Below are 21,816 nucleotides of genomic sequence, written 5' to 3'. Positions count from 1 at the left end.
CGTCGCGGGCCAGTCGCGCAGGTCAGGGGCCGAGGTGCGGAGGTGTCCCGTCGGCGGGGCGGCCGGGGGGCGGTGTCTCGGAGACCACCTCACCCTCGATGACCTGGCCCCGCCCGGGAGCACGCTGAGCCCCCTGGGTGGGACGGGAGCCCTGCGCACCGAGGGCGGACACCGCGCGCTGGGCCACGATCAGCTGCAGCAGGCGTCGGGCGAGGGGACGCGTGAAGGGCAGCACGAGCAGCAGCCCCACGACGTCGCTGACGAAACCGGGCAGGACGAGCAGGGCTCCCCCGACCATGACCAGGATGGCGTCGGTGACCTCGTCCCCCGGCATCCGCCCGGAGGTGAGTGCCTGCTGGAGGGCGCGGTAGGTCCGACCCGTCTCCCGTCGCGCCAGCGCGAGGCCGGCCACGGCCAGCACCACGACCAGCGCGAAGGTCCACCAGAAGCCGATGGCCCGGCCCACGAGGACCAGCACGGCCACCTCGAGGAACGGGAGCAGGAGCAGCGCCAGCAGGACCCAGCGCAGGACGCCCCGCCGACGGGGCGGACGGTGGGCGGTGCTCCCCGGTGTCATCGGGCCTCCTCGAGGTCTCGCCAACGTGAACGGCTGCGGCGTGCCCGCTGTTCCCCCAGCATCGCCCGCAGCTGCGCCGCACGCCGGCGGAGGCCCCATACCCCGACCCGGACCACGGCCTCACGCACGATGGCGTCGTTCATCTTGGACGTGCCCTCCTCCCGCTCCACGAAGGCGATGGGCACCTCCACGACCCGCAGCCCGCGCTCGATCGCCCGCACGGTGAGGTCGATCTGGAAGCAGTAGCCCTGCGAGGCGACGGCCTCGGTGTCCATCGAGCGCAGCGCCGGGAGCCGGTAGACGCGGTAGCCCGCGGTGGCGTCCCGCACGGGGATCCCCAGGGCGTAACGTGCGTAGATGTTGGCACCCACCGACAGGGCCTTGCGCCGGGCCGGCCAGCGGTGCACCGAGCCCCCGGGGACCCACCGCGACCCGATCACCAGGTCGGCACCCTCCTCTCCTGGGCGGCGGCCAGGAGGGAGGGCAGCTGCTCGGGCTGGTGCGAGCCGTCCGCGTCCATCTCGACGACCGCGTCGTAGCCGCGACGGTCCGCCCAGGCGAACCCCGCGAGGTAGGCCGGGCCCAGCCCCTGCTTGCCGGGGCGGTGCAGCACGTGGACGTGCGGGTCGGCGGCGGCGAGCGCGTCGGCCACCTCACCGGTGCCGTCGGGGCTGTTGTCGTCCAGGACCAGGATGTCCGCGCCCGGGACGCTGGCCCGGATGCGGGCGACGACCCGGGGCAGCGACGAGCGTTCGTCGTAGGTCGGCACGCAGACCAGAACCCGCTCCAGCGGGCCGCGGTCCGGGGGCGCGGACGCGGGGTCCTGGGCCGGGGAGGTCATCGGACCAGCCTATCCGGCGGCCCGGGCGGCCCCGCCCCGGCGCCACGCGGTTCCCAGCCCGGCCAGCACCAGGACCAGCGCCACCGGCGGCACCCAGGGCCCGACCCGCACCGCGGGGGTGATCGCCCCCGGACCGGGAGCTCCCCCTCCAGGAGCGCCTGGGTGAACAGCTCCGTCCTCTCGTGCACCGTGCCGTCCGGTGGGGTGATGAGGCCGGACACACCGACGTTGCTGATGTGCACCACCGAGCGCCCCAGCTCCACCGCCCGCACCCGGGAGATCCCCAGGTGCTCCACGGACTGGTGGCCGTCCCCGAACCAGGCGTTGCTGGTGGGGACGACGACCAGCTGCGCCCCACCCAGGGCCAGGTCCCGCACGGCCTGGTCCATGACGTTCTCGAAGCAGATGGCCACGCCGACATCGAGCTGTCGGCCGTCCGCGAGGGTCACGGGCACCACGCCGGCCTCCTCCCCCGCGTCCCAGTCGGGGATCCGGTCCACCCACGGTGACAGGTGCCGCATCAGGGGACGCAGCGGCATGAACTCGCCGAAGGGCGCCAGGTAGACCTTCTGGTACTCCGACACCAGCCCCTCCCCGGGGGCGATCCCGTAGACCATGTTGCGCGGCGCGCCCTGCTCGGTCCGGGAGGTTGCGCCCAGGAGCAGCGGCGCCTCCAGCGCGTCGACGACCTCCTGGATGCGCCCCACCGTCTCCTCCCCCGAGGCGGCCGAGACGGGGTCCAGGTCGCTGGCCCCCTCGGGCCACAGCACCAGGTCCGGCCGCGAGGTCAGGCCGGCGTCCACCTCCTCGGCCAGCGCGCCGGTCTGGTCCAGGTAGCGCTCCAGCAGGGCACCCCGCTCGGCGGTGAGGGTCCGGGTGAAGTCGTCGGGCAGCTCGCCCTGGACCGCCGCGACGCGCACCGTGTCCCCGCCCGTGGGTCGCGGCAGCAGGAGCGGCGCCAGCACCAGGGCGCCGGCGAGGGCGACGAGGCCGACGGCGCGGCCGGCCCGACCGCGGGACCGGGTGCCGCGCCGCATACCGAGCTGGAGCGCCCGGGCGAGCACTCCCCCGACGAGGGCGACGAGGAACCCGAGCCCGAGGACGGACACCCAGGCGACCGCGCCGAGCATCGGCGAGTCGCCCTGGCTGAAGGCCAGCCGCCCCCAGGGGAAGCCGCCGAACGGGGTGACCGAGCGGGCGTATTCCATGAGCACCCAGGCGCCGGCGCCGACGACCGGTCGGACGGCACCCCCGCGCTGGAGGAGCGCCAGGAGACCCCCGAGGGCCGCCGGGTAGAGGGCGGAGGCGACACTCATGGCCAGCCACGGCCACGGGCCCGCGTAGGTGCCGGCCCAGGTGAACATCGGGGTGAACCAGGTCAGCCCCAGCAGGAAGCCGGCGAGCACCCCGGTGCCAGGACGGGCCCCTGCGGTGGCCAGGGCCAGGGCCAGCGGACCGACGACGGCCAGCCACCACTGGTCGTACCCCGGGAAGGCCAGCAGCAGGGCCACCCCGCCCAGCGCGGCGAGGAGCAGGCGGAGGGGCAGCACCCGGCCAGTGTACGCGGCGGCCCCGGGCCCGTGGCACGCCGGGGAGACGGCCGGGCCCCGGCACCTTTGGGGCCGGGTCCGGGGCGTCGGGCGGACGTCACGGACCCGTTGTCTACTCGGTGCACGGGGCCCTGGCTCCCTGGCCGCTCGCCGGAGCGGGTGTAGGGACTCGACGAACTTAGGCCGTCGGCCCGGACCTGTCAACAGCCCCCTGACCTGCGGTTTTCAGCAAGTATGCAGGTCACCGCGCCGCTCGCTCCGGGCACCTCGGGGTGTGATGTGTGTCCGGCCCCGGCGTGTCGGGAGGCGACACGCCGGGGTGCGACACAAGGCTCCGGTGGGGGCCGCGGGATCAGCCGGCCGGGGGCACCACGACGGTGCCGCGGGCCCGGGTGGCGACCACCGGGGGGTCCAGGACCTCGGCGGCCGACACTCCCGCCTCGGGGGTGCCACGCGCGACCACCCGCACCTCGAAGTCCATCTCGCGGGAGCGGCTCCCGACCCGGGCCAGCACGGCGCTGACCTCCAGGCAGTCCCCCGCCCGCACGGGAGCGAGGAACTGCACGTCGCTGTAGCTGGCGAACAGACCCTCGTCCCCGTCGGTGCGGATGCACAGCTCCGTCGCGACGTCGCCGAACAGCGCGAGGCTGTAGGCGCCGTCCACCAGGTTGCCCGCGTAGTGGGCGTGGGAGTAGGGCACGTAGCGGGCGTGCGTGACGCCCATCCCCACGGCGGCGGGTCGGGCAGCCGGGTCGTGCGAGGTGCCGGGGGTCGTGCTCATCGGGGCTCCTTCGAGGTGCACAGGGCGTGGACGAGGTATGAGGCCACCTCCGCGGGCGTGGTGCCCTTGCCGAAGATGCGGTCGACGCCGAGCGCCGGGGCGGTCCCCTCCTCGAAGCGGGGGCCGCCCACGACGAGCAGCGGGACCTGCCCGGCGGGGTAGGCCCCGGAAGGCGGCGGACATCTGCGTCGTGTTCGCGATGTGCGCGTCCCGCTGGGTGACGACCTGGGACACCAGCACGGCGTCGGCCTGCTCGGCCCGGGCCCGCTCCACCAGCTCGGGCACGAGCACCTGGGCCCCGAGGTTCACGACCCGGATCTCGGAGTAGTACTCCAGGCCCTTCTCCCCCGCGAACCCCTTGATGTTGAGGATCGCGTCGATCCCCACGGTGTGGGCGTCCGTGCCGATGCACGCGCCGACGACGACCAGCGGGCGGCGCAGCGCCTTCTTGATGGCCCCGTTGATCTCCTTGGCCGCCAGTAGGGGGAAGTCGCGCTCGTGCACCTGGACCTTGTCCAGCTCGACCAGGTGGGTGACCGAGCCGTAGACGACGAAGAAGGTGTGCGCCGGACCGACCGCCTTGGCGTGCACCAGCAGGGCGGGGGACAGGCCCATCTTGCCGGCGAGCTGCAGCGCGGCCCCTCCGCCCGCTTGTCGTGCGGGACCGGGAGGGTGAAGGACACCTGGACCATCCCGTCCCCGGTGGTGTCGCCGTAGGGGCGGATCCTGGCTCATGGCTTCTCCTCCAGCAGCTCGACCACGGGGTTGTGGTAGTCCTCGGCGTGCTCGGCCACCCCGTCCAGGCCCTTCCCCCGGTCCGCGGGGCGCTTCATGTGGCCGAAGGTGCCGTCGGCGATGGCCTGCAGCAGCGGGACCCCGCGTGCGACCTCCCCCGGCGTGTCGTCGAGGATCTGCTCGAGCAGGTCGACCGCCTCGGAGAGCACCTGCCGGGCGCGCGTCTGGATGAAGCCGTCGCGGGGCGGGTGGAAGTCCTCGGTGAGCCCGCCGGCGGCCCGCTGCACGTAGCGGACGTTCTGCAGCGCCAGGTCGCGGTCCGAGAGCCAGGGGGTCACGACCGCCTCGGTCATCATGCCGACCAGCAGGATCGACTGCCCCGTCATGGCGCCACGAGGTTGAAGAAGCCGTCCAGCAGGTAGCCCATGAAGATGTCGCCGGTCATGTGCTTGGTGGGCGGCATCCACTTCAGGGGCGCGTCCGGGAAGAGCTGGCGGGCCAGGAGGGCGTGGGCCAGCTCCATCCGGAAGCTCTCCGGCACCTCCGGGTTGATCTCGAAGGCGTGGCCCAGGCCCATGAGCTCGTCGGGCAGGCCGGCCTCGCGGGCGAAGTACTCGTTCATCAGCTGGCTGACGGTCACCGTGTGCGCCGCCTCGACCGCGTCGGCGGTGGTGAGGTAGTTGTCCTCGCCGGTGTTGATGATGATCCCGGCCCGGGCGTGCACCTGACGCGAGAAACGCTGGTCCACGAAGGTGCGGATCGGGTTGATGTCGCGGAAGAGGATGCCGTACATCGAGTCGTTGAGCATCATGTCCAGCCGCTCCAGGCCGGCCAGCGCGGCGATCTCCGGCATGCACAGCCCGGAGGCGTAGTTGGTGAGCCGCACGTAGCGGCCCAGCTCCTTGCTCACCTCGTCCAGCGCGGCCCGCATGAGGCGGAAGTTCTCCTGGGTCGCGTAGGTGCCGGCGAACCCCTCCCGGGTGGCGCCCTCGGGCACGTAGTCGAGCAACGACTGGCCGGTGGAGCGGATGACCGCGATGACGTCGGCCCCCGCGCGGGCCGCCGCCTGGGCCTGCGGGATGTCCTCGTAGATGTCGCCGGTGGCGACGATGAGGTAGACCCAGGGTCGCTGCGGCGGGTCGCCCAGCCGGGCGACCATCCGGTCCCGGACCGCCCGCTGGCGGTCGATCTGCCGGACGCCGGGACGCACGGCGGCGGTCGCCGCGCGCCGGGCGCGGCTGCGCTCCCCCTTCCGCACCGGTATGCGGAAGCGCACCGACCCGGTGGAGGCCTTCTGGGCGAGCGTGAGCAGGTCGGGGGCCTCCTCGCGCCGCAGGGCGTCCCAGACCGGCGTGGTCACGCCGTGCTCCAGGCCGACCTGCTCGCGCACCGCGTCGACGAGGTGGTTCACCCACGGGACCCGCTCGTGGTCGGCGCCGGCGAGGCCGGCCAGGCGCAGCGTCGCCCGTTCCACCGAGACCGTCGTGTGCGAGCGCGCCAGGTCGACGACGGGGCGGCCCAGGCGCTCGGACAGCCGGCGGGCCTTGCGCACGACCTTCGGGTCGAGGTCGAGCAGGGGCGGGGTGGCGGGGCTCATGCCTCCACCTCCACGTGGCCGCTGACGGAGCCGCCGTCCTGGACGTGGGCCCTGCGCTCGGAGGCGAGCCGGTCCTCGAAGATCTGCCGCACGGCGGGCACCTCGCGCACCAGCCCGACGGCGTAGTCGGCGTGACCCGGGGTGTAGCCGTTGCCGATGAGCATCGTCACGTCGGCGGCCAGCCCCTCGGCCCCGAGGGCCGCCGCGGCGAAGCTGGTGGCCATCGAGAAGTAGATGACGGTGCCGCCCTGCTTGGTGATGAGGAGCGCCGGCTGCTCGGCCCCCGGGACGTCGACGCAGACGACGGTGACGTCGACCGGTCCTCCCACCCCGGCCAGCGCCTCGCTCAGCCCGATCGGCCGGCGCGCGTCGGCCAGGACGACGTGGTCGGCGAGGCCGCTGCGCTCCAGCACGTCCGCCTCCCCCTGGACAGGGACCACCCCGACCAGCCGGCCGCCGCCGGCGTCCCGGGCCGCGGCGAGCGAGAGCGAGCCGGACTTGCCGGCCGCCCCGATGACGGCCACGCTCGCCCGCTGGCCGAGTGCGGCATACCCCTGCACGACCCGACGGACCATGGCCGGCGCCCCGCAGACGTCCATGACCATGAGGGCCAGCTCGGGGTCCATGTCCTCGGGGAGGACCGCGGCGATCGAGCGGCCGAACAGGATGGCGTGACCGGCGGTGGGCACGCGCTCGGACAGGCCGTCCCAGCGCTCCAGCCGGTCGGAGACCGCCAGCGGGGTGAGGGAGAGCGAGACCAGGGTCGCGACCCGGTCACCCACCTGCAGGCCGAGCGGGCTCTCCGGACCCACCTCCGCGACGGTGCCGATGAGCATCCCGCCGGACCCGGTGACCGGGTTCTGCATCTTGCCGCGGTCCTCGATGATCTCCAGGACCTCGGAGCGGACGGAGTGCCCGTGCACGTGGCCGGTGGGGCCGGTGTGCTTGTCACGCAGCTGGCGGTAGGAGGCCGCGTCGAGGTTGAGCACCTCGACGTCGACCCGCACCTCGTCGGGCGCGAGGTCCGGGCTCGGGTCGAGCCGCAGCGCGGTCTGCGGCAGGGTCACCGCGTCGCCCCGCGGCTCCAGCACCCGGTGGATGCCGAACGGCGAATGGGCGGTCGTGGCCGTCATCTGTCCTCACTTTCGAGCCTCTGACAAGACATCTTCCTGCAGATCTTTCATTCTGCCGGATGATGTCCGTAGCATGTCACGCATGACCTCTCAGATCGATCAGCCCTACGCCTACCGGCGGCGCGAGCTCGTCGAGCCGGACTGGACCCGGTTCCCCGGCTGGCGCGAGATCACCGCCGAGCAGTGGGCGGACGTGCAGTGGCAGCGGGTGAGCTGCGTGAAGAACCTCCGCCAGCTGCGCACCGTCATGGGCGACCTGCTGACCGAGGACTTCTACGCCGACCTGGAGCGCGACCAGGCCGAGCGGGCCACGATGTCGATGCTCGTCCCCCCGCAGATGCTCAATACGATGGTCAGCGAGGTCACCTGGGCCGACGGCCGGATGCCGGCGGCGGGCGCCGAGTTCACCGCGGCGTTCTACGCCGACCCGGTGCGGCGCTACATGCTGCCGGTCTTCAGCGACCGCCGCACCGACTGGCCCAACCACCCCTACGCCGCCCGTGACAGCCTGCACGAGCACGACATGTGGGTGGCGGAGGGTCTGACGCACCGCTACCCCACCAAGGTGCTGGCCGAGATGCTGCCGACCTGCCCGCAGTACTGCGGGCACTGCACCCGCATGGACCTGGTCGGCAACTCCACGCCGACCGTCACCAAGCTCAAGCTGGCCGGCAAGCCGGTGGACCGGCACACCGCGATCCTGGACTACCTGCGGTCGACCCCGTCGGTCCGCGACGTCGTGGTCTCGGGCGGCGACGTGGCGAACATGCCGTGGAAGAACCTCGAGGCGTGGCTGGACCAGCTGCTCGAGATCGAGAACATCCGCGACGTGCGGCTGGCCACCAAGGCCCTCATGGGCATGCCGCAGCACTGGTTGGCCCCGGACGTGGTCGAGGGTGTGGCCCGCGTGGCGGGCAAGGCCCGGGCTCGCGGTGTCGGCCTGGCCATCCACACGCACGTCAACGCGGCGCAGTCGGTGACGCCGCTCGTCGCGCAGGCCTCCCGTGCCATGCTCGACGCGGGCATCCGCGACGTCCGCAACCAGGGCGTGCTCATGCGAGGCGTCAACGACGACAGCCACCAGCTGCTCGACCTGTGCTTCGCGCTGGCCGACGACGCGATGATCACCCCCTACTACTTCTACATGTGCGACATGATCCCCTTCAGCGAGCACTGGCGGGTGTCGCTGGCGCACGCCCAGCACCTCCAGCACTCGCTGCTGGGCTACCTGCCCGGGTTCTCCACCCCGCGGATCGTCTGCGACGTGCCCTTCGTCGGCAAGCGTTGGGTCCACCAGGTCGACACCTACGACACCGAGCGCGGGATCTCCTACTGGCGCAAGAACTACCGCACCTCCATCGAGGGCGAGGACGTCGACGTCACCAGCGCGGAGTACGTCTACTACGACCCGATCGACACCCTGCCCGCCAGCGGCCAGGATTGGTGGCGCCAGCACAGCACCGAGATCCACGGCGAGGACGTCACGGCGCACGAGCAGAAGGCCGTGGCCGCCGCCGCCGCCTCCCGCCAGGCGTCCGTCGACCAGCTGGGCTGACGGCTACCCCTCCCACCGGCCGCCTCGTGTGGTTGGTCTCTGCCCCACCGGCCGCCTCGCGTGGTTGGCTTCTCCCCCACTGGCCGCGTCGTGTGGTTGGTCTCTGCCCCACTGGCCGCCTCGCGTGGTTGGCCTCTCGCCCACTGGCCGCGCCGTGTGGTTGGCCTCTGCCCCACCGGCCGCGCCGTGTGGTTGACCTCTCGCCCACTGGCCGCGCCGTGTGGTTGACCTCTCGCCCACTGGCCGCGTCGTGTGGTTGGGCTAACCGCGTCGCGCGATCGACGCCGTCCTTCCCCCGGTGACGCGAAGCAGATCCTTCGGCGCGATCTCGATGTCCAGTCCGCGCTTGCCCCCGCTGACCAGGATCGTCTCGAAGGTCGTCGCCGACTCGTCGAGCACCGTCGGCAGCGCCTTCTTCTGACCGACCGGGCTGATGCCGCCCACTACGTAACCCGTCGTGCGTTCGGCAACCTTCGGGTCGGCCATCGTCACCTTCTTCATCGACAGCGACGCGGCGATCGCCTTGAGGTCGAGCAGCGCGTCGACCGGAACGATCCCGACGCCGAGCCCCTGTTCGGTGTCGACCAGGAGCGTCTTAAACACGCGAGCAGGTTCGACGCCGAGCGCCTGGGCAGCTTCCAGCCCGTAGGACTGCGCCGCCGGGTCGTGCTCGTAGGCCCGCACGGCATACGCGACTCCGGCGCGGTCCAGGGCCACGGTCGCGGGGGTGCCGCCGGTCGGATGCCTCTTCTTGGCCACGGCCACAGGGTATGCCGTGCCCGCGCCAACCACATGAGGCGGCCGGTGGGGCTGGGGGCAACCACATGAGGCGGCCGGTGGGGCTGGGGGCAACCACGCGAGGCGGCCGGTGGGGCTGGGGGCAACCACGCGAGGCGGCCGGTGGGGCTGGGGGCAACCACGCGAGGCGGCCGGTGGGGCTGGGGGCAACCACGCGAGGCGGCCGGTGGGTCAGATGGGCGGGGGCGGGTCCGGCAGGCGGCCCAGGCGGTCCTCCCAGGGGGTGGACAGCACGATGGTGGTGTTGGTGGAGACGGAGGCCTGCTGGCGGATGCGGGCGAAGAGCTCCTCGAGGTCTTGCGGTCGGGCGACGCGCAGGAGGAGCACGTAGTTCTCGTCGCCGGCGACCGACCAGCAGGCGACGATCTCCTCGATGTCGTGCAACCGCTCGGGGACGTCGTCGTCGGCGGCGGGGTCGAAGGGCTTGACCGACATCAGGGCCGTGAGCGGAAGACCGACCTTGGTGTAGTCGACGACGGCCCGGTAGCCGGTGATGATCCCCCGCTCCTCGAGCCGCTTGACCCGCTGGTGCACCGCCGAGGTGGACAGCCCGACCTGCCGGCCGAGGTCGGCGAAGCTGATCCGCCCGTCCTGGGCCAGGACCTGGACGATGTGCCGGTCGAGCGCCTCCATGGCCGAAGCCTAGACCCGCCCCGGCTCCCGACGGCCCCGGCCCCGGTCGAGCAAGGCCACCAGCCACCCGGCCCCCGCCAGCAGCAGCGTGGGGACGAACCACAGCGTCATGACCCCGGGCGCCTGCACGACGGCATACCCGAGCACGAGCAGCGCCCCGACCCCGACGAGGGGTCGGCGGGGCAGCATGAGCGCGAGCGCCAAGCAGGCGGCCACGATCACCGTCGGCAGGCCCAGGCGCAGGATGGCCTCCCAGTCGGGCCCGGGCGGACGCAGCAGGGGGTTCTCACCCCGCGCGTCGTCCCACAGCGGCCCGAGGAGCAGGGCGGCAGCCGTCCCCAGCGCGACCAGGACCGCGATCCACGGCAGCCGGTCGCGCAGCGAGGTCTCCCGTGCAGTCACGGCGCCACCGTAACCCAGTCGGGCCCGCCGGCCGCGACTACGCTGACCGCCATGAGCCCCACCCCTCCCGCGCGCCTGCTCCTGCTCGACACCGCGAGCCTGTACTTCCGGGCCTTCTTCGGCATGAAGGAGCAGCGGCCCGCGCCGGACGGCACCCCGACCAACGCCGTGCGCGGGCTGCTCGACATGGTGGCCACCCTGACCACGCGCTTCTCCCCCACCCACCTGGTGTGCTGCTGGGACGACGACTGGCGACCCGACTTCCGGGTGCAGGCGATCCCGTCCTACAAGGCGCACCGCCTGGTCGAGGGGTCGCTGGAGAAGGAGGAGGCACCGGCCGAGCTGGAGGTGCAGGTCCCGATCCTGCGGTGCGCGCTCGAGGCCTTCGGGCTGCCGGTGCTGGGGGTGCCCGGCTACGAGGCCGACGACGTCATCGGCACCCTCACAGCGCGGCACCGGGGCAGGATGCCGGTCGACATCGTCACCGGCGACCGGGACCTCTTCCAGCTGGTCGACGACGAGGCCCCCGTCCGCGTCATCTACACCGCCAAGGCGGGGGTGCGGGACGCCGAGGTCATCACCCAGGAGGACCTGCGCACCCGGTATGGCGTGCCGACCGGTCGGGCGTACGCCGAGATGGCGATGCTGCGCGGCGACGCCAGCGACGGGCTGCCGGGGGTGAAGGGGATCGGGGACAAGACGGCTGCCCAGCTGCTGCGCGACTACGGCTCGCTCGAGGCGCTGCGGGCCGCGGTGGACTCCGGGGACCCGGCCCTCAAGGGTGCCCGGCGCGCCAACCTGGAGGCCGGCGCGTCCTACCTCGACGTCGCTCCGCTCGTGGTCCTGGTGGCCCCCGACGCCCCGGTCGCCGACGTCCCGCTCACCCTGCCCCGGGAGCTGGCCGACCCCGAGACGCTCCAGCAGCTGGTCGAGACCTACGACCTGGGCAGCCCCGTCGGTCGGCTGCTGCAGGCCCTCGGGATCCGACCCTGACCCGACCGCCCGTCCGGCGCGCCGTCCACCTTGCTCCCAGCGCCTGGACCTACCCTGGTCCGGCCATGCCAGACCACGACCTGCCGCCCCCGGCCCTCCCGTGGGTCCTCATCACCGGGGGCACGGCGGGACTGCTGGGCCTCTACCTGCTCGCGGTGCGCACCGTCTCCGGCCAGCGGCTGGACAACGCCGTGCTGTGGCGGCTGGAGGCCGACACCGCCTTGGCGGAGCGGCTGCTGCCCCTGCTGACGCTCGCCGGCCCGGTGGTCATGATCGTCCTGTGCGCGCTCGTGTGCCTGGCCGGGCTCCGGCGGGGCTGGCGCACCGCGCTCGGGGCGGGCGCCGGCGCGGTGGTGTGCCTGGTCACGCCGCAGGTTCTCAAGCTGGCGCTGCCCCGGCCCCAGCTCGCGGACCCGTGGCCACTGCCCAACTCCCTGCCCAGCGGCCACGCGGCCGCGGTGGCGGCCCTGGTGTGCGCGTTGCTGGTGGTTGTCCCCCGGTCGGCCCGAGGCGCCGTGCTGATCCTGGGCAGCGCGGCGGTGGGGGTCATGGGCCTGCTGCTCATCACCCTGGGCCACCATCGGCTGAGCGACATCGCCGCCTCGGCGTGCGTGGGCATGATCGGGTGGGGCACCGGGCTGCTGGTCCAGGCCTCCGGTCACGGCGAGACGGTCACGGCGAGCGCAGCGAGCTGACCGACTCCTCGCCGGTGAGCAGCTGCCAGGCCCGCAGCTCCCCCACCTCGCGCTGCCCCAGCCGGAAGACCGGTGACGGGGCCACATAGCTGTTGTGGTCCAGCGCCGGCCCCGTCCCGGCCAGCTGCACCAGCACCGGCCCGGGCTCGGCCACGACGACGTCGTTGCTGCTGAACCTCGTGTCCGCGAGCCCGTGACCCAGGAGGACCATCACCTCGGTGGTGGCTCCCCGCAGGTGGTTGCCCCTCGCCAGGACCCGGGTGACGGCTCCCTCACCGGCCTCGTCGGCACCGATCACCATGGCCGCGTGGCGGGCGTCCTCCACGACGTTCTCCAGGACGTCGAGGCCCTCGGTGGTCCCGGTGGTCCCGTCGCCGCGCACCTCGATCCCCACGTCGGCCCGGGAGACGGTGTTGTCGGTGAGCGTGAGGTCCAGGCCCCCCGCGATGCTGAGGCCGGCGGCGCACACGCAGCCCTCCGGGCCGTAGGCCAGGTTGGTCGCCCCGGCGACGTCGACCACGCTGTTGCCGGTCAGCAGCCCGTCCCGGGGTCGTGGCACCGGGGGGTCCTCCGCGGAGGCGTCCGGAGCCGCGTCGGGGGCGCTCACCCGGATCCCGTCGTGGTCGACCTGGTGCACCCGGTTGCGGGTGACCTCCCAACCCATGACGTTGCCGTCCACCAGGATGCCGGCCCCCTCCCCCAGCGAGAGGTTGCTCAGGTAGGCACCGGTGAGGACCAGGTCGGTCGTGGCCTCCCGCAGCTCGTCGCCGACGACCGCGACCCCGTGGGCCTGCGACCCGGCCCCGGCCGTCGTCCCCAGCTCGCGCACGACCAGGTCCTCGACCGTCAACCCCTCCACGCTGCCGGTCACCAGCAGACCCACGGGGACAGCGCCCGTCCGCTCGGTGCGGTAGCCCCGCAGCTCCAGGCCGACCAGCTCGACCAGACCTCCGCCCCGGACCTCCACGACCCCGCTCAGGCCCTCGGGGGGCTCGGTCCCGGTGGCGTCCAGCACCACCCGGTCACCGGTGCGGGCCTGCACGGACACGCCCCGCCGGCCGTCCAGCACGAGCCGCTCGGCATACGTCCCCTCGTGCACCTCCACGGTCCCCCCGCGCGGGCCCAGGGAGTCGACCGCCTCCTGGACCGAGGTGTATGCCGCCTCGCCGGGCACGGGCGAGACCGTCACCACCTCCGGGGCGTCGGGCACGAGCAGGAAGGCGCCGGCGAGCCCCGCGACCCCGACGATCACGGCGGCGGTGTGACGACGACCCAGACGCATCGACCGTGCTCCCCTAGGCGACCCGTTCCAGGACGGCGGCGAGGCCCTGCCCGCCACCGATGCACATCGTCTCCAGGGCGTACCGCCCCTGTCGGCGGTGCAGCTCGTGCGCCACGGTGGCCAGGATGCGGGCACCGGTGGCCCCGACGGGATGCCCCAGGGAGATCCCCGAGCCGTTGACGTTGAGCCGGTCCCAGGTGGAGGGGTCGCCCATGCCCCACTCGGCCAGGACGGCCAGGGCCTGCGCCGCGAAGGCCTCGTTGAGCTCGATGAGGTCCATGTCGTCCAGGGAGAGACCGGCCCGGGCCAGCGCCTCGGCGCTGGCGGGGACCGGGCCGATGCCCATCGTCTCGGGCGCGACGCCGGCCACGGCCCAGGAGCGCAGGGCCAGCAGCGGGGTGAGGCCGAGGCTCTCCGCGTGGCTGCGGGTGGTGACGACGCACAGGGCGGCCGCGTCGTTCTGGCCGCTGGCGTTGCCCGCGGTCACGGTCGCCTCCGGGTCCTGACGGCCCAGGATCGGCCGGAGACCCGCGAGGGCCTCCAGGCTGGTGTCGGGCCGCACGTGCTCGTCGGTGTCGACCACCGTCGTCCCCCGGCGGGTGGCCACCTCGACGGGGACCAGCTCCTCGGCGAAGCGGCCCTCCGCCTGGGCCGCGGCGGCCCGCTGGTGGGACCGGAGCGCCAGCTCGTCCTGGGCCTCGCGGGTGATGCCGTAGTCGCGGCGGAGGTTCTCCGCCGTCTCGATCATCCCGCCGGGGATGGGGTGGTGGGTGCCCCCGGCGGTGGTCCGGGCCCGCGCCAGCCGGTCGGCCAGCTCCACGCCGGTGCCGGAGACCCCCCGGCGCAGCAGGGCGTAGTGCTCGACCTGGCTCATCGACTCCGCGCCGCCCGCCACGACCAGGCGCGCGGCGCCGGCCCGGACCTGGGTCGCCGCGGTGAGCACCGCCTGCAGGCCGGAGCCGCAGCGGCGGTCCAGCTGCATCCCCGGGCGCGGTCCAGGCCGGTGTTGAGCGCCAGGATCCGGCCGAGCGCCGGGATCTCCCCGGAGGGGTTGGCGTTGCCGACGATGACGTCGTCGACCTGCCCGTCCTGCAGGCCGGTGCGGCGCAGGAGCTCGGTGAGCAGCTGGGTGCCGAGCTCGGCGGCGGACAGCGAGGACAACGAGCCCAGGTAGCCCCCCACCGGGGTCCGCAGGGGTGAGCAGATCACGACGTCGGTCATGCCGCGAGTCTAGGCGTGCGCCCTCAGTCGAGACGGTCGGCGGCCACGACCCCGCGCAGCACGGCGTCGGAGGCCGCCCGCGCCGTCCGCGACAGCTCGCCGGCGCTGGCGTGCGCGATCTGGCCCAGCAGGTCGACCACCTGCTTCGCACGGCGCACGAAGTCCCCGGCGGACAGGTCCCCGCCGCGCAGGACCTCCTCGAGGCCGCGGCCGGAGGCCCAGCGGTGGACCATCCAGGAGATCCCGGGGTCGAGCTCGCGGTCACCGGTGAGGTCGTGCTCGCTCTTGCGGGCCTGCACCTCCCGCCAGATGGCCTCCATCTCGCCGAGCGCCTCGGCCACCTCGACGCTGGGCACGGGCGGGTCGCTCACCTCGTCGGAGCGGGCCTCGTGCACGAGCGCCGAGACCACGGCCGCCAGGTCGGCGGGGGTGAGCCGGCGCCAGGCGCCGCGGCGCACGGCCTCGGCGACCACCAGGTCGAGCTCGGTGTAGATGCGCCGCAGGTGCTCCCCTCGGGCGTGACGTGCCGGCCGTCGGCGGTGAGGTAGCCCATCGAGCTCAGCAGGTCGCAGATCCGCTCGAAGGTGGTGGCCACGGTGTTGGTCCGGTGCGCCACCCCCGCTGCAGGTCGTCGGTCTCCTTGCGCAGCGACCACCACCGTGCCGCCCACCGCGCGTGGTCCTCCCGCTCGGGGCAGCTGTGGCAGGGGTGGGCCCGCATCCGGGCCCGCAGGTCCTGCACCTGACCCTCGATGCTGCCCGGGGACACCCCCGGCCCTTCACCCCCCTCCTCCCGGCCCGCCCCGGCCGGGCCGGGGCTCGCGGACGGTGTCCCGCAGGGCGGAGGCGAGGTCCTTGCGCGCCTTGGGACTGCGCGGGTTGAAGTGCGCGGGGACGCGCAGGGTGCCGATCACCTCGGGCACGTCGCGGAAGCCGGCGACGGTCAGCCGCTGCAGGCTCCCGTTGGAGGTGATGACCGACGGCTCCGGGGACGCCGTCCGGCGGGCCCCGCGCAGCACGACGGCCATGGAGCCCTTGCGTCCCCCGTCGAGCTGGATCACCTGGCCGGGCTCGAGCTCCTCCAACGCGCTGGCGATGTCGGCCCGGCGCTGCGCCTGCAGACGCCGGGCCTGCATCTTCTCCAGCTCGGAGAGCTCGTGCCGCAGCCGGCCGTACTCCCGGAAGTCGCCGCGCTCGCAGGTCATCGCCTCGGCGTAGCCGTCGAGCGCGACGAGGTTCTCCCTGACCTGGGTGGTCAGGCCGACCACCGAGCGGTCGGCCTGGAACTGCGCGAACGAGCTCTGGAGCAGCTCGTGGGCCCGCTCCCGGCCGTACTGCGAGACCAGGTTGACGGCCATGTTGGAGCTGGGCCGGAAGGAGGAGCGCAGCGGGTAGGTCCGGGTGGAGGCCAGCCCGGCGACGTCCATCGGGTCCACCCCGCGGCGCCACAGCACGACCGCATGGCCCTCCACGTCGATGCCGCGCCGCCCGGCGCGGCCGGTGAGCTGGGTGTACTCCGCGGGCGTCACCGGGGCGTGGGTCTCGCCGTTGAACTTGACGAGCTTCTCCAGCACCACCGAGCGGGCCGGCATGTTGATCCCCAGGGCGAGGGTCTCGGTGGCAAAGACCGCCTTGACGCGCCCGGCGGTGAAGAGCTCCTCGACGATCTCCCGGAAGAGCGGCAGCATCCCGGCGTGGTGGGCGGCATACCCGCGGGCCAGCCCCTCGGCGAAGTCGTGATAGCCGAGGACCCCCAGGTCAGCGGGGTCGACCTCGGCCACCCGGCGGGTGACGAGGTCGCGGACGGCCTGCCCCTCCTCCTCGGGGATCAGCCGCACCCCGCGCCCGAGGAGCTGCTGCACCGCGGCGTCGCACCCCGCCCGGCTGAAGATGAACGTGATCGCCGGCAGGAGGCCGTGCCGGTCGAGCTGGTCGATGACCTCCGCCCGGGTCGGCGCACCGCCGGGCAGGGAACCGGTCGCCGCCCGGGAGTCGTCCCGGTATGCCGTGCCGCCGCGACCTCCGCGTTCGCGGGAGTCCGTGCCCCGGGAGCGCCCGCGGGGTGCCCCCCGACGGCCCCGCGGACCGCCGGCGTCCTCGCGCCGCCACCCCTGGGACTGGGCGGCCCGCTCGGCGCCGGAGATCCGCTCCAGCAGCTGGGGGTTGACCCGCGTCGTGCCGCCCTGGGCCGCCGTCCCTCCCCCGCTGCCGTCGGTGACGAACAGGTCGAGGAGCTGCTTGCCGACCATCATGTGCTGCCACAGGGGCACCGGCCGGTGCTCGGAGACGATGACCCGCGTGTCGTCACCGCGCACGGTGCGCAGCCAGTCGCCGAACTCCTCGGCGTTGCTCACCGTCGCCGACAGCGAGACGACCTGCACCGAGGCGGGGAGGTGGATGATGACCTCCTCCCAGACCGCACCGCGCCAGCGGTCGGCGAGGTAGTGCACCTCGTCCATGACCACGTAGCCGAGCCCGGTGAGGGTGGGCGAGGCGGCATACATCATGTTGCGCAGCACCTCGGTGGTCATGACGACCACCGGCGCCTCGCCGTTGACCGACGCGTCACCGGTCAGCAGGCCGACGTTGCCGACGCCGTGGCGGGCCACGAGGTCGTGGTATTTCTGGTTGGACAGCGCCTTGATGGGGGTCGTGTAGAAGGTCTTGCGCCCGGTCTCCAGCCCCAGGGCCACGGCGAACTCCCCCACGACCGTCTTGCCGGCCCCGGTCGGCGCGGCCACGAGGACCCCGTGCCCCTCCTGGACCGCCACGATCCCCTCGCGCTGGAAGGGATCCAGCTCGAAGTCCAGCGAGCTCGCGAAGCGGCCGGCCGGCGAGGACTGCCAGGCCCCTCGCTCGCGGGAACGGGCGTAACGCTCGGCGGGGCTGGACATGATCCCAGGCTACGTCAGCGGGGGCGCCACCACCTGGAGGGACGAGGGGCTGACCTGCACCGTCAGCGGGAGCGGGCCCAGCTCGTCCCCGTCGGCCTGCGCGACGATGTCGGACGGTCCCTCGAGGTGCACCCGCCGGGCCCGGGTGATCGTCACGGCCGGGTGGTCGGCGTGCCGACCGGCGCGGACGGCCCGCAGCAGCCGCAGCGCCTCCAGCGGCGCCACCGGGGTGATGACGACCAGGTCGAGCAGGCCGTCGGCGGGGTCGGCGTCCGGGGCGATCGGCAGGCCGCCGCCGAAGTAGGGCAGGTTGGCCGGGACGACCACCAGCGCCTCCAGCTCGCTGCGCCGGTCGTCGACCGTCAGGGTGTAGCGCAGCGGGGGCTGCCGCCGCAGCAGTGCGATCTCCACCAGGGCCGAGAGCGTGTAGGTCAACGGCCCCAGGTGGCGGGGCCAGGCGTTGGCGCGGGCCGAGATCCGGGCGTCGAGCGCCGCCGGCACCGACCCCAGGACGTGCCGGTCCAATTCGGGGACGTGCAGGGTGTCGATCCGCCGCCGGCGGTCGTCCATGAGCGCCTGCAGCGGGCCCGTGCCCTGCTGCCCGCCGACCAGCCCCAGCGACCGGGCGCTGTCGTTGCCGGTGCCCGAGGGCAGGATCGCCAGGGCCGTGGACGTCACGGCGCACAGGTCGGCCCCCAGGCTGACGGCCCCGTCGCCACCGGCCACCGCCAGCACGTCCAGGCCGTCGGCGACCAGCGCGCCGCACCGCGCCCGGGCGTGCTCCAGGGAGTCGGTCACCACCTCGGTGACCTCGTGCCCGGCGCTGCGCAGCCGGGCGGCCGCCGCGGCCCCCAGCGCGGCCGTGCCCCCGCGGTGGCGGCGCGTCCGCCGGCCCCGCGCGACGGCATACCTCATGGCAGGGGGGTGGCCTCGCCCGGCGACAGACCCGCGTAGCGGTCGCGCGGGTCGTCCCCGCGGCGGCGCCGCCGCCGCTCGAGGAGGAAGGAGAAGCCCACCGCGCACCAGAAGAGGAAGAAGACAGGGGCGGCCATGGCCAGCATGGTCCAGGCGCTCGGGTCGGGGGTCATGAAGGCGGAGAAGACGAGGATGAGGAACAGGGTGATCCGCCAGCTGCGCAGCATCGCCCGCGCGGGCAGGATGCCGATCTGGTTCAGCCCCACCAGCACCACGGGCAGGAGGAAGGCCAGCCCGAAGGCGAGCATGAAGTAGAGCCACAGGGACAGGAAGTCCTGGGCGCCCGGCAGGTTGGCCGCCCCCTCCGGGGTGAAGCCGAGCAGGATCGCCACCAGGCGCGGGAAGGTGTAGGCGGCCAGGCCGGCACCGGCGAAGAAGAGCGGGATCGCGACGAAGAAGTAGGCCAGCGAGACCTTGCGCTCCTTCGGCGTCAGGCCGGGCAGGAGGAAGGCCCACGCCTGCCACAGCCACACCGGGCTGGCCAGGATGATCCCGCTGAAGACCGCCACCCGGAGCTGCATGGCGAAGGGTTCGGTGATGTTCTGGAAGCGCAGCATCACCTCGTCCTCGCCGCGGGCCTGCGCGACGGCGACGATGGGGGCGTTGACCCAGGCGAAGATCTGGTCGTAGAAGTACCAGCCGACGACGGCCAGCGCGAGGACCGCCAGCACGGAGACGGTCAGCCGGTTGCGGAGCTCCCGGAGGTGCTCGGCCAGGGACATGCGTCCTTCCGGGTCCCTGACCCGGCGGGTGCGGGAACGGGTGCGGGTGCGCGCCACGGAACGGTGCGGTGCCGGGCTCGGAGGGCCCGTCTCAGGCGCGGGGCTCGTCGGGACGGCGCTCGTTCGCCTCGCGGTACTCCCGCATGGCGGTGTCCTCGTCCTCGATCGCCGGCCTGGTCTTCTCCGCGTTGCGCGCCTGCCCCTCGTCCTTCATCTGGTCGACCTCGGACTTGAAGACCCGCATGGACTCCCCCATCGAGCGGGCGATGTTGGGGAGGTTCTTCCAGCCGAAGAGCAGGACGAAGGCGACGATCAGGACGACGACGTGCCAGATCTGGATGCGCATGGGTGCGGCTCGCTCTCGGTTCGGTACCCCCCGCCCGTCGCGTGGACGGGGACCTGGTCAGTCTAGCGCCCGGGCCGCACCCTCCCGGACCGCCCGCACCAGCTCCGGGGGGTCCACGACGCGCACCGCTCCGGCCTCGCGCCAGACCAGCCGCTGCAGCCAGGACGGGTCGGCCACGCGGAGCACCATGGTGCGGCTGCCGTCCTCGTGCTCCTCGACCGTCTCGGAGGGGACCGACTCGGCGACCCATGCCGCCGCGGGAGCCAGCTCGAGGGTGACGACGAGGTCGTCGGGGGCGCCGCGGAAGACGCCCGGCCGCACGTCGGTGTCCGGCAGGTCGGACGGCGGGGTGGCGGGCTCGTCGAGGACCCGGGCGTCCTCGACCCTGTCGAGTCGGAAGGTCCGCAGGCCCTGGGCCCGGTGGCACCACGCCTCGAGGTACCAGCGACCGTCGACCGACAGCGCCCGCAGGGGGTCCACGTCGCGCTCGGTCGTCTGGTCGCGGCTGGCGGAGGTGTAGGTGAGGTGCAGCCGGCGCCCCTGCGTCAGCGCCGTGCGGATGCGGCCGGCGAGCTCGGGGTCCAGGGGCTGCTCCAGGTCGACCCGCACCTGGTCCGCGGAGGCTGCGGCGTCCCCGGCGGCCGCCTCGAGCTTGGCCAGCGCCCGGTCGATCGCGTCCCGCTCCGCCAGACCGGGCGTGGCCGCCAGGGCCCGGAGGGCGACGATGAGCGCCAGCGCCTCGTCCCGGCCGAGCCGCAGCGGGCGGGCGATCGTGTCCTGCGTGACGTTGCCGACGAAGACGCGGCCGTCCTCCCACGAGGCCTCGATGAGGTCGTCGGGGTAGTGCCCCGGCAGACCGCACACGAAGAGCAGCTGGAGGTCGTCGACGACCTGCTCCTCGCTCACGCCGAGCTCGACGGCCGCGCGCGCGAGGTCGATCCCCTGCCGGTTGAGCAGCCACGGCACCATCGTCAGCAGTCGCGACAGGCGCGAGGTGGCGCTCTCGAAGGTCACCATCGGCCGCCCTCCCCCCGGGCCGGGTCGCCCCCGTGGGCGAGCAGGACCGCCCGCAGCCGCTCGGCGACCAGCTCGCCCAGCTCGGCCGGGTCCACCACCCGCACGTCCGGCCCGTAGGCCGCGACCTCCTGGGCCAGCGCGACCAGCGACCCGGTCGGGACCTCGACCAGGTCCCACCCCTCCGGCGCCTCCTCGGCGGCCTCCGCCCCCCGCTTGCGCAGCGAGGCCGCGACACCCTCCCGCACGAGCAGCCGTGCGGTCGTGGAGGGGGCCGCAGCGTCGTCCCCCACCGAGGACCGGATCATGGTGACCGCGTCGTGGGAGGGGGGCACGTCATACCCGCCCGCCCGGCCGGCCCGCCGGGGATCCCCGATCCGGTCGAGGCGGAAGACCCGCGGGGCGTCCCGGTCGAGGTCGTGGGCGGTGAGGTACCACCGGCCGTGCCAGCTGGTCAGGCCCCAGGGCTGGACGTGCCGCTCCCCCAGGTCGCCGGAGCCCCCGCGGTAGTCGAAGGTCAGCGGGGTCCGGGACAGGACGGCGTCGCGCACCGGCTCGAAGGCCGGCTCGCGGGTGTGCAGCAGCGGCTCGATGCCCGCGACCGAGCTCTCGTCGCGCACGAGACCCGCCGCCTCCAGCTTGCGAAGCGCCTGCGCGGCCGGGCCGGCCAGGCTCGCCTGGCTCCACGCACGGCTGGCCAGCCCCAGCACCGCCAGCTCGTCGGGGGCGAAGTCGATCTGCGGGAGGGCGTACTCGCGCTGGTCGATGCGGTAACCCGGCTCGTCGTCGAAGAAGGGGTCGATGGGCTCGGTGCGCAAGGGCACCCCGAGGGCTCGGAGCTCGTCCTTGTCCCGCTCGAACATCCGCTCGAAGGCCTCGTCGCCGCCCTGCGCGTAGTCCGGCACCGCCTGGCGCAGCCTCGCCTTGGACAGCGGCTGGCGCGTGTGCAGCAGCGCGATGACGAGGTTGAGCAGCCGCTCGGTCTTCGCGGCGGCCGGTGACGGGCGGGCCATGGTCCCCGAGGCTACCCGCTGCCGGGAGCCGTGGCGGGACGACCCGCACCGCTAGCCTTG

21 protein-coding genes and 3 pseudogenes are annotated in these 21,816 nt (G+C 73.9%); 3 read left to right on the top strand and 21 right to left on the bottom strand.

From position 1 onward, the window contains the following. Positions 1-22 precede the first annotated feature (22 nt). From E3Z34_RS09115 to kdd, 7 genes and pseudogenes are all read right to left on the bottom strand, one after another. On the bottom strand, positions 23-577 hold the full coding sequence (locus E3Z34_RS09115; protein WP_134773337.1) for an FxsA family protein: 555 nt from the start codon (positions 575-577) through the stop codon (positions 23-25). Continuing rightward, positions 574-1,418: pseudogene (locus E3Z34_RS09110) on the bottom strand (polyprenol monophosphomannose synthase). Before E3Z34_RS09110 ends, E3Z34_RS09115 begins: the two are co-directional and overlap by 4 nt. Further along, on the bottom strand, positions 1,415-2,968 hold the full coding sequence (gene lnt, locus E3Z34_RS09105; RefSeq protein ID WP_238695093.1) for an apolipoprotein N-acyltransferase: 1,554 nt from the start codon (positions 2,966-2,968) through the stop codon (positions 1,415-1,417). Before lnt ends, E3Z34_RS09110 begins: the two are co-directional and overlap by 4 nt. Positions 2,969-3,320: 352 nt before the next feature. Beyond that, positions 3,321-3,932: a 3-aminobutyryl-CoA ammonia lyase gene (gene kal, locus E3Z34_RS20435; RefSeq protein WP_476703879.1), complete on the bottom strand. Its 612-nt coding sequence runs from the start codon at positions 3,930-3,932 to the stop codon at positions 3,321-3,323. Positions 3,933-3,989: 57 nt separating this feature from the next. After that, positions 3,990-4,441 (bottom strand): annotated as a pseudogene (locus E3Z34_RS09095) (OAM dimerization domain-containing protein); the annotation flags it as partial. 39 nt (positions 4,442-4,480) lie between these two features. Then, positions 4,481-6,081: pseudogene (kamD, locus tag E3Z34_RS09090) on the bottom strand (lysine 5,6-aminomutase subunit alpha). Then, positions 6,078-7,214: an L-erythro-3,5-diaminohexanoate dehydrogenase gene (gene kdd, locus E3Z34_RS09085; RefSeq protein ID WP_134773335.1), complete on the bottom strand. Its 1,137-nt coding sequence runs from the start codon at positions 7,212-7,214 to the stop codon at positions 6,078-6,080. Before kdd ends, kamD begins: the two are co-directional and overlap by 4 nt. An 82-nt stretch (positions 7,215-7,296) precedes the next feature. Here kdd and E3Z34_RS09080 point away from each other — a divergent pair, with 82 nt between their 5' ends. Further along, positions 7,297-8,769 carry a KamA family radical SAM protein gene (locus E3Z34_RS09080; RefSeq protein WP_134773334.1) on the top strand — a complete coding sequence of 491 codons (1,473 nt, stop codon included), beginning with the start codon at positions 7,297-7,299 and terminating at the stop codon, positions 8,767-8,769. 261 nt (positions 8,770-9,030) lie between these two features. Here E3Z34_RS09080 and ybaK read toward each other — a convergent pair whose 3' ends face one another. From ybaK to E3Z34_RS09065, 3 genes are all read right to left on the bottom strand, one after another. Next, on the bottom strand, positions 9,031-9,528 hold the full coding sequence (gene ybaK / locus E3Z34_RS09075; protein WP_134773333.1) for a Cys-tRNA(Pro) deacylase: 498 nt from the start codon (positions 9,526-9,528) through the stop codon (positions 9,031-9,033). 210 nt (positions 9,529-9,738) lie between these two features. Next, positions 9,739-10,200, bottom strand: a complete 462-nt coding sequence (locus E3Z34_RS09070; RefSeq protein WP_134773332.1) for an Lrp/AsnC family transcriptional regulator — start codon at positions 10,198-10,200, stop codon at positions 9,739-9,741. 9 nt (positions 10,201-10,209) lie between these two features. Beyond that, the gene (locus E3Z34_RS09065) at positions 10,210-10,602 is read right to left on the bottom strand and encodes a hypothetical protein (protein ID WP_134773331.1); all 393 of its coding nucleotides are present in this window, start codon (positions 10,600-10,602) and stop codon (positions 10,210-10,212) included. 51 nt (positions 10,603-10,653) lie between these two features. Here E3Z34_RS09065 and E3Z34_RS09060 point away from each other — a divergent pair, with 51 nt between their 5' ends. Together E3Z34_RS09060 and E3Z34_RS09055 are read left to right on the top strand one after the other, a co-directional pair. After that, on the top strand, positions 10,654-11,595 hold the full coding sequence (locus tag E3Z34_RS09060) for a 5'-3' exonuclease (RefSeq protein WP_134773330.1): 942 nt from the start codon (positions 10,654-10,656) through the stop codon (positions 11,593-11,595). 65 nt (positions 11,596-11,660) lie between these two features. Continuing rightward, positions 11,661-12,290: a phosphatase PAP2 family protein gene (locus E3Z34_RS09055; RefSeq protein WP_134773329.1), complete on the top strand. Its 630-nt coding sequence runs from the start codon at positions 11,661-11,663 to the stop codon at positions 12,288-12,290. Here E3Z34_RS09055 and E3Z34_RS09050 read toward each other — a convergent pair. The 11 genes from E3Z34_RS09050 to E3Z34_RS09015 all read right to left on the bottom strand — a co-directional run bounded on the left by E3Z34_RS09050 (position 12,268) and on the right by E3Z34_RS09015 (position 21,756). Next, positions 12,268-13,572: a right-handed parallel beta-helix repeat-containing protein gene (locus tag E3Z34_RS09050; protein ID WP_134773328.1), complete on the bottom strand. Its 1,305-nt coding sequence runs from the start codon at positions 13,570-13,572 to the stop codon at positions 12,268-12,270. The genes E3Z34_RS09055 and E3Z34_RS09050 overlap by 23 nt on opposite strands. A 13-nt stretch (positions 13,573-13,585) precedes the next feature. After that, a complete protein-coding gene (locus tag E3Z34_RS09045; protein ID WP_275106654.1) occupies positions 13,586-14,554 on the bottom strand; it encodes an acetyl-CoA C-acyltransferase in 969 nt (322 codons plus the stop codon). After that, complete coding sequence (locus E3Z34_RS19475; protein WP_275106653.1) at positions 14,443-14,793, bottom strand: thiolase family protein; 351 nt, start codon at positions 14,791-14,793, stop codon at positions 14,443-14,445. The genes E3Z34_RS09045 and E3Z34_RS19475 overlap by 112 nt, the downstream gene beginning before the upstream one ends. A gap of 23 nt (positions 14,794-14,816) precedes the next feature. Next, entirely contained in the window at positions 14,817-15,266 is a 450-nt protein-coding gene (locus E3Z34_RS19780) for a hypothetical protein (protein ID WP_338043700.1), read from the bottom strand. Between the two features lie 85 nt (positions 15,267-15,351). Then, on the bottom strand, positions 15,352-15,561 hold the full coding sequence (locus tag E3Z34_RS19775) for a hypothetical protein (RefSeq protein ID WP_338043699.1): 210 nt from the start codon (positions 15,559-15,561) through the stop codon (positions 15,352-15,354). A gap of 10 nt (positions 15,562-15,571) precedes the next feature. Then, positions 15,572-17,686 (bottom strand): DEAD/DEAH box helicase, encoded by a 2,115-nt coding sequence (locus tag E3Z34_RS09040; protein ID WP_338043698.1) that lies wholly within the window; start codon positions 17,684-17,686, stop codon positions 15,572-15,574. Positions 17,687-17,695: 9 nt separating this feature from the next. Further along, entirely contained in the window at positions 17,696-18,601 is a 906-nt protein-coding gene (locus tag E3Z34_RS09035; RefSeq protein WP_134773327.1) for a diacylglycerol/lipid kinase family protein, read from the bottom strand. Next, the gene (gene tatC, locus E3Z34_RS09030) at positions 18,598-19,383 is read right to left on the bottom strand and encodes a twin-arginine translocase subunit TatC (protein WP_134773326.1); all 786 of its coding nucleotides are present in this window, start codon (positions 19,381-19,383) and stop codon (positions 18,598-18,600) included. The genes E3Z34_RS09035 and tatC overlap by 4 nt, the downstream gene beginning before the upstream one ends. Before the next feature lie 91 nt (positions 19,384-19,474). Then, a complete protein-coding gene (gene tatA, locus E3Z34_RS09025; protein ID WP_134773325.1) occupies positions 19,475-19,729 on the bottom strand; it encodes a Sec-independent protein translocase subunit TatA in 255 nt (84 codons plus the stop codon). 57 nt (positions 19,730-19,786) lie between these two features. Next, positions 19,787-20,746 (bottom strand): helix-turn-helix transcriptional regulator, encoded by a 960-nt coding sequence (locus E3Z34_RS09020; protein ID WP_134773324.1) that lies wholly within the window; start codon positions 20,744-20,746, stop codon positions 19,787-19,789. Beyond that, a complete protein-coding gene (locus tag E3Z34_RS09015; protein ID WP_134773323.1) occupies positions 20,740-21,756 on the bottom strand; it encodes a helix-turn-helix transcriptional regulator in 1,017 nt (338 codons plus the stop codon). Before E3Z34_RS09015 ends, E3Z34_RS09020 begins: the two co-directional genes overlap by 7 nt. Between the last annotated feature and the right edge of the window lie 60 nt (positions 21,757-21,816).

This window comes from Ornithinimicrobium flavum, assembly GCF_004526345.1.
Lineage (GTDB): Bacteria > Actinomycetota > Actinomycetes > Actinomycetales > Dermatophilaceae > Ornithinicoccus > Ornithinicoccus flavus.
The sequence above is the reverse complement of the archived record's forward strand: the minus strand, read 5'-3'. Positions and strand labels throughout refer to the sequence as shown.

Bases quoted from the DNA above. Each gene is read 5' to 3' on its own strand.
- E3Z34_RS09115 (WP_134773337.1), bottom strand. From the start codon at position 577: ATGACACCGGGGAGCACCGCCCACCGTCCGCCCCGTCGGCGGGGCGTC.
- kal (WP_476703879.1), bottom strand. From the start codon at position 3,932: ATGTCCGCCGCCTTCCGGGGCCTACCCCGCCGGGCAGGTCCCGCTGCT.
- kdd (WP_134773335.1), bottom strand. From the start codon at position 7,214: ATGACGGCCACGACCGCCCATTCGCCGTTCGGCATCCACCGGGTGCTG.
- E3Z34_RS09080 (WP_134773334.1), top strand. From the start codon at position 7,297: ATGACCTCTCAGATCGATCAGCCCTACGCCTACCGGCGGCGCGAGCTC.
- E3Z34_RS09070 (WP_134773332.1), bottom strand. From the start codon at position 10,200: ATGGAGGCGCTCGACCGGCACATCGTCCAGGTCCTGGCCCAGGACGGG.
- E3Z34_RS09060 (WP_134773330.1), top strand. From the start codon at position 10,654: ATGAGCCCCACCCCTCCCGCGCGCCTGCTCCTGCTCGACACCGCGAGC.
- E3Z34_RS09055 (WP_134773329.1), top strand. From the start codon at position 11,661: ATGCCAGACCACGACCTGCCGCCCCCGGCCCTCCCGTGGGTCCTCATC.
- E3Z34_RS09050 (WP_134773328.1), bottom strand. From the start codon at position 13,572: ATGCGTCTGGGTCGTCGTCACACCGCCGCCGTGATCGTCGGGGTCGCG.
- E3Z34_RS09045 (WP_275106654.1), bottom strand. From the start codon at position 14,554: ATGCAGCTGGACCGCCGCTGCGGCTCCGGCCTGCAGGCGGTGCTCACC.
- E3Z34_RS19475 (WP_275106653.1), bottom strand. From the start codon at position 14,793: ATGACCGACGTCGTGATCTGCTCACCCCTGCGGACCCCGGTGGGGGGC.
- E3Z34_RS09040 (WP_338043698.1), bottom strand. From the start codon at position 17,686: ATGTCCAGCCCCGCCGAGCGTTACGCCCGTTCCCGCGAGCGAGGGGCC.
- E3Z34_RS09035 (WP_134773327.1), bottom strand. From the start codon at position 18,601: ATGAGGTATGCCGTCGCGCGGGGCCGGCGGACGCGCCGCCACCGCGGG.
- tatC (WP_134773326.1), bottom strand. From the start codon at position 19,383: ATGTCCCTGGCCGAGCACCTCCGGGAGCTCCGCAACCGGCTGACCGTC.
- tatA (WP_134773325.1), bottom strand. From the start codon at position 19,729: ATGCGCATCCAGATCTGGCACGTCGTCGTCCTGATCGTCGCCTTCGTC.
- E3Z34_RS09020 (WP_134773324.1), bottom strand. From the start codon at position 20,746: ATGGTGACCTTCGAGAGCGCCACCTCGCGCCTGTCGCGACTGCTGACG.
- E3Z34_RS09015 (WP_134773323.1), bottom strand. From the start codon at position 21,756: ATGGCCCGCCCGTCACCGGCCGCCGCGAAGACCGAGCGGCTGCTCAAC.